This window comes from Neoroseomonas terrae (genome assembly GCF_018129025.1).
Classification (GTDB): Bacteria; Pseudomonadota; Alphaproteobacteria; order Acetobacterales; family Acetobacteraceae; genus Neoroseomonas; species Neoroseomonas terrae.
Map to the genome: position 1 here is coordinate 256,574 of NZ_JAAEDI010000002.1, position 8,258 is coordinate 264,831.

Genomic DNA, 8,258 nt, shown 5'->3' on the forward strand with positions numbered 1-8,258 from the left:
CATGCAATCGACCACGTCATTACCGGGCCGGATGTCGCCAGCGGCGATGTCGGCGCTGCTCGCGCTGTCGATGGGCGGCGCCGCCCGCGCGGAGGCCGTCGGGGACCTCCTCGACATCACCGCGGTCACCGTCGAGGCCAAGAGCGCCGAGCAATGCGCCGCGCGCAGCGAGCATCTGGCGGAGGAATCGCGCAAACTGTCGCTGGCGACGTCGCCTCCGTATCACCTGTCGGAAGGGCTGCGTGGCTTCTACGATCATGTCCTGCGCCTCGACGCGGGCGGCGAACATTCATCGACGGCGCAGCTGAGCACGGTCTACGTCACCGGCTACACCGGGGCTGGCGAGAGCATGCGGCGCGCCGTGTCGCCCTTCGTCCGCGTCGAGGTCTCGCGCCCCGGCGGCACGCCGGCGGATGCGCCGTCGCGAATCTCGATGTCGTGGCTCTGGATGCAGCGCCTGGTCCAGAGCCAGGACCAGTCCGGTCGGACGATCGAGAATCCCCAGCTGCATCGCTTCGATTTCGTCGGCGAGGTCGTGACGGCTTATGGCAGCTGGGGCCATGCCGTCGCGCCGTGCCGGCCCGGGGCGGATCGCATCTGGGTCGGGGCGGTGGCGGTCTGGAGCTACCTGCCGCCGTAAAGCGCCCTCAGCCTGCTTCCTGGACGGCGAAGCGCGCCTTGCCCTCGCTTTCCAGCTGCGCGCGACGCGCATCGACCTGGCCCTGGATGGAATCGCGATCCGAGCGGCTGTAGCGGTATCGGCGGCAGGATGCGTTCCACTCCGCGATCGCCGCGTTGAAGGCCTGGACCTGGCCCTGCTTCGCCGCGCGCATGTCGGGGCGCGCGGCCTCGATGCGAATGTCGTTGAACATGCACCAGCGCAGCTCGACCTTGCTCAGTGCCCGCGTGCCGTCATGCTCGGGCGGGCGGGTCTCGGTGAAGTCCTCCTCGCAGGCGACGAGGCCGAGGGCGAGCAGCAGGAGCGCGACGCGGCGGAGGTGCATGGCGGGTTTGTCCTTCGGCCGGATGATGGGATTCGCCGGAAGCTACCACGGCGGCCGCGATCGCGCGCCGTGACCTTGCGCTCTCCCCGCGCGCCCTTACGGTGCGCGCGGAAGTGAGGAGGCGCCCATGGCCCAGCGCAAGCATCGCATCGCCGTCATTCCCGGCGACGGCATCGGCAAGGAAACGACACCCGAGGGCCTGCGCGTGCTCGACGCCGCGGCGCGGCGCTTCGGCTTCGAACTGGAGCTGAAGGAGTACGACTGGTCCTGCGAGACCTATGTCCAGACCGGCAAGATGATGCCGGATGACGGGATGGATCGGCTGAAGGACAGCGATTCGATCTTCCTCGGCGCGGTGGGCTGGCCGGGCGTGCCGGACCACGTCTCCCTGTGGGGCCTGCTGATCCCGATCCGCCGGCAGTTCGACCAGTATGTCAGCCTGCGGCCCTGCAAGCTGCTGCCGGGGTCGAAGTCGCCGCTCGCGGGCCGTGGGCCGGAGGATATCGATTTCTACGTGGTGCGCGAGAACACCGAGGGCGAGTATTCCTCGATCGGCGGCAAGATGTTCCCCGGCACGGACCGCGAGTTCGTCTCCCAGCAGACGGTGCTGACGCGCATCGGCTGCGACCGCATCATGAAGTACGCCTTCGAGCTTGCGATGACCCGCAAGCGGAAGAAGGTGACGAGTGCGACGAAGTCGAACGGCATCACCTTCACCATGCCGTACTGGGATGAGCGCTTCGACGCGATGGCGAAGAACTATCCGGAGGTGACGACGGACCAGTTCCACATCGACATCCTCTGCGCGCATTTCGTGCAGCATCCGGATTGGTTCGACGTGGTGGTGGGGTCGAACCTGTTCGGGGACATCCTGTCCGACCTGGGGCCGGCCGTGGCGGGGTCGATCGGCATCGCCGCTTCGGCGAACATCAACCCCGAGAAGACCTTCCCGTCGATGTTCGAGCCGGTGCACGGGTCGGCGCCGGATATCGCCGGCAAGTTCATCGCGAACCCGATCGGGCAGATCTGGTCCGGGGCCATGATGCTCGAGCATCTGGGTGAGAAGGCGGCGGCGGACTGCATCGTGCAGACCATCGAGAAGCTGCTGGCCGAAGGCGGGCCGCGCACGCGCGACATGGGCGGGCAGGCCGGCACGGTCGATGTCGGCAAGGCGATCGCCGAGGCCGTCGCGAAAGGCTGAAAACCCCCGGGGCGCGTCACATGAATGTCGTGATGCGCCCTGCGGCTTGAACGGCAACGATGCTGACGCTACTCTGTAGCAGCATTTGAGAACGATTCTCATCTGCAATTGCGAATGACTCTCAATTGACGCTGAGGTACCTGGTCATGGGCGCTGATTTCAGCCACATCGCGCGGCGCTGCGAGCGGGCGGTTGTGACTGCCTATCGCGAGCTGCGGGAGCAGGGTTCGGCCGACTTCAGCGCCTTCGGCGCGTGCACGGCGCTGTACCGCATCCATCACCCGGAAGCGTCGGTGAACGAGGCACGTCGGCTCGTGGCCGAGTGGATCGACCATCATATCGTCCGCGAGGACAACGGGCCGACCGACGGCTGCGACTGCCCCTGATCCGCCGTCCCAAAGCCGTTCGGGCTTCGCTATGAACGGTTGCCCGGTCTGAACTGATTGCGGAAGGCCGGCACGTCCCCGGCAGGCGTTCAGGCCGCGAGAGACGTGATCTCCGCCCGCAGCTCCGGAATTCCCTGACCCGTGTTGCTGCTCGTCACCAGGACGAGCGGGTGCGCAGCCGTGTGGCTGCGGGCCAGCGCCTCGGCTTCCTTGATGCGCGCGGCGAGCTTGGTCGGCCCGATGTCGTCCGACTTCGTCAGCACGATCTGGAAGGCGACCGCGGCGACGTTCATCAGTTCCATCGCTGCGCGGTCGGACGATTTCGTCTCGATCCGCGCGTCGAGCAGCAGCATGACGCGCATCAGGTTCGGGCGACCGCGCAGGTAGTCGAACATCACGCCCTGCCAGTCCTGCTGCATGTCCTTGGACGCGCGGGCGTAGCCGTAGCCCGGCAGGTCCACGAGCACGAGCCGCTCGGCCAGGTTGAAGAAATTGAGCTGGCGCGTGCGCCCTGGCATCTGAGAGACGCGCGCCAGCGCCTTCTGCCCCGTCAGCGCGTTCACCAGTGACGACTTGCCCACATTGGACCGCCCGCAAAAGGCGACCTCGGGCAGCCCGGGCTCCGGCAACTGGTCCGACTTCTGCGCGGCGTAGAAGAAGTTGCAGGGCCGTGCGAACAGCAGCCGCCCTGCCTCGATCAGCGCCTCGCGCTCGGCATCGTCCCTTGCTTCGGCAAGCCCAGTCATTGTTGTTCCTCTCGCCGAATGGGCCGTGCCTGTCGCGCTGATGCCCCTTGGTGTCAGATAGAAAAAGGAGGGGGTGCGGGGGAGTTCACTCCCCCGCCCTTCACTTCGCCTTCCCGACGGTCTTCGCGATCCGCGCCGCCGCCCGGTCGTGCCGCATGATGTAGTACTGCTGCGCCACCGACAGCGTATTGTTCCATGCCCAGTAGATGATCAGACCGGCCGGGAACGACGCCAGCATGAAGGTGAACAGGATCGGCATCCACTGGAAGATCTTGGCCTGGATGGGGTCGGGCGGCGCCGGATTCAGCTTCTGCTGGACCCACATGGTGATGCCCATGATGACCGCCCAGGCCGGCATGTGCAGCCAGTGGCTCCAGACCGCCGGGTCGAAGGGCAGCAGGCCGAACAGGTTGAACAGGTTCGTCGGATCGGGCGCGGACAGGTCGTGGATCCAGCCGAAGAAGGGCTGGTGCCGCATCTCGATGGTGACGAACAGCGCCTTGTACAGTGCGAAGAACACCGGGATCTGGATGAGGATGGGCAGACAGCCGGAGGCGGGATTCACCTTCTCCGACCGGTACAGCGCCATCATCTCCTGCTGCGCCTTCTGGGGGTCGTCCTTATAGCGCTCGCGGATCTCGGTCATCTTGGGCGCGAGGGCCTTCATCCGCGCCATCGAGTGGTAGGCCTTGTTCGCCAGCGGGAAGAAGGCGGCCTTGATCAGCACGGTGAAGATCAGGATGGCGACGCCGAAGTTCCCGGTCAGGCGGAAGATCCAGTCGAGCGCCAGGAAGAACGGCTTCACCAGGAAGTAGAACCAGCCGAAATCGATCGCCTTGTCGAAGTCGGCGATGCGCAGGCGCTCCATGTAGGAGTCCAGCAGGTGCACTTCCTTGGCGCCGGCGAAAAGGCGCGTCTCCATCTGGCCGGTGGCGCCCGGCGCGATGGTGAGCGGCTGCGGCGTCGCCATGTCGACCTGCCAGCGTTCGCCGGCCGTCCCGCCGCCCTCGTTGGCGGCCCGGTAGGTCGCGCGCAGCGTCTGGTCGGGCGACGCCGGCATGATGGCGGAGAGCCAGTACTTGTCGGTGAAGCCGGCCCAGCCGCCGGTCGTCTCCTGCTCGAGCGCCACGCCGGCGCGGCGCTCGGCCTCGGACTTGGCGCCGCTGTAGGTGACTTCATGCAGGCGGCCATTGAGCACGCCCGTGAACCCCTCGTGCAGGATGTAGAAGCCGGCGGTGGTCGGCGTGTGCTCGCGCCGGATGCGGGTCCAGGGCAGCACGCTGACCGGTTCGGCGCCGTTGTTCTGCACGCGCTGGTCGGCAGTGATCATGTACTGGTCGTCGATGGACAGGACGATCTGGAAGACTTGGCCCTGGCCGTTGTCCCAGCTCAGCGTGACCGGGTGGTTCGGGGCGAGCGGGCCGCCCGTCGCGGTCCAGTCGGTCTCGCTGTCGGGCACACGGACGCCCGGGCTCGCCGCCGTCCAGCCCCATTGCGCGAAATAGGGGTTGGCGCTGTTGCGCTGGTCGAACAGGCGCACGAGCGGGGAGTTCGGGGCGAGGGTCTCGCGGTAGGTCGTGAAGACCAGGTCATCCACGCGGGCGCCGCGCAGGTTGATGCTGCCGGCAACGCGAGGGGATTCGATCTGGACGCGCGCGGCGGGGGCGCGCGGCGTGGTCGCCGCAGCCTCGCCCTGCGATGGCGCCGTCACGCCGGGCGTGGGGACGCCTGCGGTCGGGGCCGGCACGGCCGGAACGGCCTGCTGTTGCGCGGCCGGGGTCGGCGGCAGGGGCGCGGGCGGCCGGTTGGCGCGGTTGTACACGTCGAACAGCAGCATGATGCCGATCGAGAGCGCGATTGCGGCGAAGAGGCGCTTCTGGTCCATCGGGAGAAATCTCAGCCTTTCGGCGGAAGGGGCACGGGGTCGTAGCCGCCCGGGTTCCAGGGATTGCAGCGCAGGATGCGCTTCGCGCTCATCACGGCACCGCGCGCGGCGCCATGCGTGGATATCGCGTCGAGGGCGTAGTCGCTGCAGGTGGGATAGAAGCGGCAGTTACTGCCGATGACGCCGCGCAACGTGTAGCGATAGGCGTGGACGCAGCCCTTGAGCGCCATGCCGGCGGCGCTCACGGCAGGACTCCAGTCTGCTTCAGGGCGCCGCGCAGGTCGCCGATGAGCTGGCCGAACGGCCGCTTGCCGGTGGCGTCGCGCCCGATCAGCACGAGGTCCCATCCGGACAGGCCGAGGCCGGGCAGCGCCAGGCGCGCGGCCTCCTTCATTCGCCGCCGCGCGCGGTTGCGCACCACGGCGTTGCCGACCTTCTTCGTCACGGTGAAGCCGAGGCGCAGGGAGCCGGGCTCGGTCGCCAGGGCCTGAAGCACCAGGCCCGGCCGCGCCGCGCGCTTGCCGCGCTGGGCCGCGCGCAGGAAATCCCGGCGCTTCTTGATCCGGCCGGCGGGAGCACCCGTCTGGGGCGGGGCCGGGTCGGCGCTGCCCGACATGGGTTGCTCCGCGGCGGGGCCGGTCAGGCCGACAGGCGCTTGCGGCCCTTGGCGCGGCGGTTGGCAAGCACCTTGCGGCCGCCCACGGTGGCGAGGCGCGCACGGAACCCGTGCCGGCGCTTCCGGACAAGCTTCGAGGGCTGATAGGTACGCTTCACGACGAAGTCTCCTGAAACTCGGTGCCGGCGGACGGGAGGACCGCCGCCAGCAGGACACGCCGGCGGTCCCCTTCCATGGGGCGCCCCGGCGAGGCGCGGAGGTATAGGGAGCAGGCTTGCCGCCCGTCAACCGCGGAGGGAGCGATTCCAGGATGAAACGGGGGCGCCGGGGGCCGATCAGGCCGTGGGGAGCCGCCGGAATCCCGGCTCGTCGGGCGGATCCGCGAATTCCTCGGTGATCTCGGTGACGCGGGCCATGATCGGGCCGCGGCGGCAGGCGGACAGCAGCGCCTGCACCGCGGCTTCCTCGCCGGCCACCAGGGCCTCTACCGTGCGGTCGCGGCGGTTGCGCACCCAGCCATGCACGCCGAGGCGCGTCGCCTCCGCCAGCATCCAGTCGCGGTAGCCGACGCCCTGGACCGCGCCGGCGATGATGACGCGGCGCGCCCTCATGCCCGCACCAGGGCGAGGAAGCGCTCGGCGAGGCCGATATCTGCGGCGGCGCGGGCGCGGCGCTGCTCGGCCTCCCAATCCGTGCCCCAGCGCTGTTCCTGGAGGATCTCGTCCAGCGTCGCGAGGCGATGGGCCTCCGCCGCATCCAGCCGGCCCGCCGAGAGGGCAAGGGCCAGCACCAGGCTGCCGAGTGCCGGCACGGCGAGGCCGAGCGCCGCCAGCTCATCGCTCGCATGGGCGGCGACGGCGCCGCGCAGGGCGTCGACGCTCGCCGCGGGCTGCGCGACAGGCATCAGGCCGGCGGTGACGGTCAGCGCCGCCCCATGGGTCTCGGCCGCCCAGTCGAGAAGGGGTTGCCATTCCCGCGCCTGCTCTGCGGCGAGCTGCGCATCCTCGGCGCGATAGCAGAGGAGGTCCGTCTCGGCATACTTGGCGAGGCCCGCGACCATCGCCGACGGATCGGCGGCGATACGGTCCTGCGCGGTGCCCAGCAGCCGCGTCAGCGGCACCGCCTCCAGCGTCATCTCGCCGCCCTTCTCGCCGCCGGCGGCCTGCCACTCGGCGGCGATGGCCTCGGCCAGCACGGCGCGATCGGTGGCAAGGGCAGCGCCGCCCGGCAGGCGCAGCGGCCTGCCATCCAGCAGCACCGCATGACCGCCCTCGGGCCGTGGGACGGCGACGGCATGGGACCAGAAACGCTTCATCGGAGCGCTATGTAGCGCAGGTGCAGCGCGTCGCCACGGCCCGCTATCGCGGACGCCCGCCGAACAGGCCGCGCAGGATGTCTTGGGCAGGCCCCTGGAGCTCCCGCGGGATGCCCGGCACCGCCGGTGTCGCGGGCATGGCCGCCGCCGCCGGCGGGGCCGGACCATCCGCGCCCATGCGGGCGAGGCGAAGCTGCTCCGCGCAATCCGCGGCCGGCTGGCCGCCGGGCTGCCCGCGCAGCCATTCCACGGACGGATCGCGCCACAGCCGGTTCGCCACCGTATCGCCGATCACCTGCGCCAGGGCGCGGCCGGGATCGACGCCGATGCGTGGCGCGGCCAGTGTGCCGCCGATGCCGACCGGCGCGCGCACCGCGACGCCGAAGATCTGCACATCCGGCAGCAGCCGCGCGGCCACCGTCTCATTCCGCAGATTGACCGCGGCCCGACCGGTGATGCGGCCGACCGAGGTCTCGGCAAGCAGGGCGCTGGTGGTGGCGACGCCGTCGTCGGCCGTGACGCGCAGCGCAAGGCAGCGCAGCGCCACCCCATCGCGCGGCGCGCCCGGCATCAGCAGCGCCAGCAGGTCCGACCCGAGCCGCCGCAATCCGGCCGGGTCGATCCGGCCATCGACCAGCGCGAGGCCGGCTTCGCCGGTCAAAGTGGCGGCGAGGGCGCGGGTGGTCGCGCCCCGGGCGGTGGCGTCGACGGCGATCTGGGCGTGCCCCTCGATGCCGACATCCTCGCCGCGGGCGTGGCGCAGCGCGGCGAGGTCGATGCCGCTTCCTTCGCTGCGCAGCGCCAGCGCGACGGTCGGCGGGCTCGGGTTGCGGTCGATGCGCGCCTCGCCGCGCAAGGGGCCGCCGGGGGTGGTGACGGCGAAGGGCGCGACGTGCAGCACCTGGGCGTCCTGGGCGATCGTCGCCTGGAGGTCGCGCCAGTCGGCGCCGCCGATGCGGGCGAGGGCAGCGCGCAGCTCGACGCGGCCCTGCCACGCGGCCAGGCCATCGAGCGGCAGGGCGATGTCGGGGATGACGCGCCGCGCCGTGTCAGTCGGCGCCGGGGTCTCGGGCGCGGTGGCGGGCGGCGCCGCGGGCGCGGGGGG

At 70.3% G+C, this 8,258-nt stretch carries 11 protein-coding genes and 1 pseudogene; 3 read left to right on the forward strand and 9 right to left on the reverse strand.

All coding sequences use genetic code 11. The annotated features are described in order from the left end of the window. Position 1 precedes the first annotated feature (1 nt). A complete protein-coding gene (locus tag GXW78_RS02650) occupies positions 2 to 640 on the forward strand; it encodes a hypothetical protein (RefSeq protein ID WP_211865804.1) in 639 nt (212 codons plus the stop codon). Positions 641 to 647: 7 nt separating this feature from the next. On the opposite strand, the gene GXW78_RS02655 is transcribed toward GXW78_RS02650, so the two are convergent. After that, the gene (locus GXW78_RS02655; protein ID WP_211865806.1) at positions 648 to 1,004 is read right to left on the reverse strand and encodes a hypothetical protein; all 357 of its coding nucleotides are present in this window, start codon (positions 1,002 to 1,004) and stop codon (positions 648 to 650) included. A 127-nt stretch (positions 1,005 to 1,131) separates the two neighbouring features. Here GXW78_RS02655 and GXW78_RS02660 point away from each other — a divergent pair, with 127 nt between their 5' ends. Continuing rightward, entirely contained in the window at positions 1,132 to 2,205 is a 1,074-nt protein-coding gene (locus GXW78_RS02660) for a tartrate dehydrogenase (RefSeq protein ID WP_211865808.1), read from the forward strand. A 146-nt stretch (positions 2,206 to 2,351) separates the two neighbouring features. Further along, positions 2,352 to 2,591, forward strand: coding sequence for a hypothetical protein (locus tag GXW78_RS02665; protein ID WP_211865809.1), 240 nt, complete (start codon positions 2,352 to 2,354; stop codon positions 2,589 to 2,591). Between the two features lie 89 nt (positions 2,592 to 2,680). Here GXW78_RS02665 and yihA read toward each other — a convergent pair whose 3' ends face one another. The 8 genes and pseudogenes from yihA to GXW78_RS02705 all read right to left on the reverse strand — a co-directional run. After that, complete coding sequence (gene yihA / locus GXW78_RS02670) at positions 2,681 to 3,337, reverse strand: ribosome biogenesis GTP-binding protein YihA/YsxC (RefSeq protein ID WP_211865811.1); 657 nt, start codon at positions 3,335 to 3,337, stop codon at positions 2,681 to 2,683. Positions 3,338 to 3,437: 100 nt separating this feature from the next. Further along, complete coding sequence (gene yidC / locus GXW78_RS02675; protein WP_211865813.1) at positions 3,438 to 5,222, reverse strand: membrane protein insertase YidC; 1,785 nt, start codon at positions 5,220 to 5,222, stop codon at positions 3,438 to 3,440. A gap of 11 nt (positions 5,223 to 5,233) precedes the next feature. After that, positions 5,234 to 5,467 carry a membrane protein insertion efficiency factor YidD gene (gene yidD / locus GXW78_RS02680; protein WP_408904162.1) on the reverse strand — a complete coding sequence of 78 codons (234 nt, stop codon included), beginning with the start codon at positions 5,465 to 5,467 and terminating at the stop codon, positions 5,234 to 5,236. Then, positions 5,464 to 5,838 (reverse strand): ribonuclease P protein component, encoded by a 375-nt coding sequence (gene rnpA / locus GXW78_RS02685; RefSeq protein WP_211865815.1) that lies wholly within the window; start codon positions 5,836 to 5,838, stop codon positions 5,464 to 5,466. Before rnpA ends, yidD begins: the two co-directional genes overlap by 4 nt. A 23-nt stretch (positions 5,839 to 5,861) precedes the next feature. Continuing rightward, positions 5,862 to 5,996 carry a 50S ribosomal protein L34 gene (gene rpmH / locus GXW78_RS02690; protein WP_211865817.1) on the reverse strand — a complete coding sequence of 45 codons (135 nt, stop codon included), beginning with the start codon at positions 5,994 to 5,996 and terminating at the stop codon, positions 5,862 to 5,864. A 177-nt stretch (positions 5,997 to 6,173) separates the two neighbouring features. After that, complete coding sequence (locus GXW78_RS02695) at positions 6,174 to 6,449, reverse strand: acylphosphatase (protein ID WP_211865819.1); 276 nt, start codon at positions 6,447 to 6,449, stop codon at positions 6,174 to 6,176. Further along, positions 6,446 to 7,153: an ATP12 family chaperone protein gene (locus GXW78_RS02700; protein ID WP_211865821.1), complete on the reverse strand. Its 708-nt coding sequence runs from the start codon at positions 7,151 to 7,153 to the stop codon at positions 6,446 to 6,448. Before GXW78_RS02700 ends, GXW78_RS02695 begins: the two co-directional genes overlap by 4 nt. 43 nt (positions 7,154 to 7,196) lie before the next feature. Next, positions 7,197 to 8,258: pseudogene (locus GXW78_RS02705) on the reverse strand (AsmA-like C-terminal region-containing protein); the annotation flags it as partial.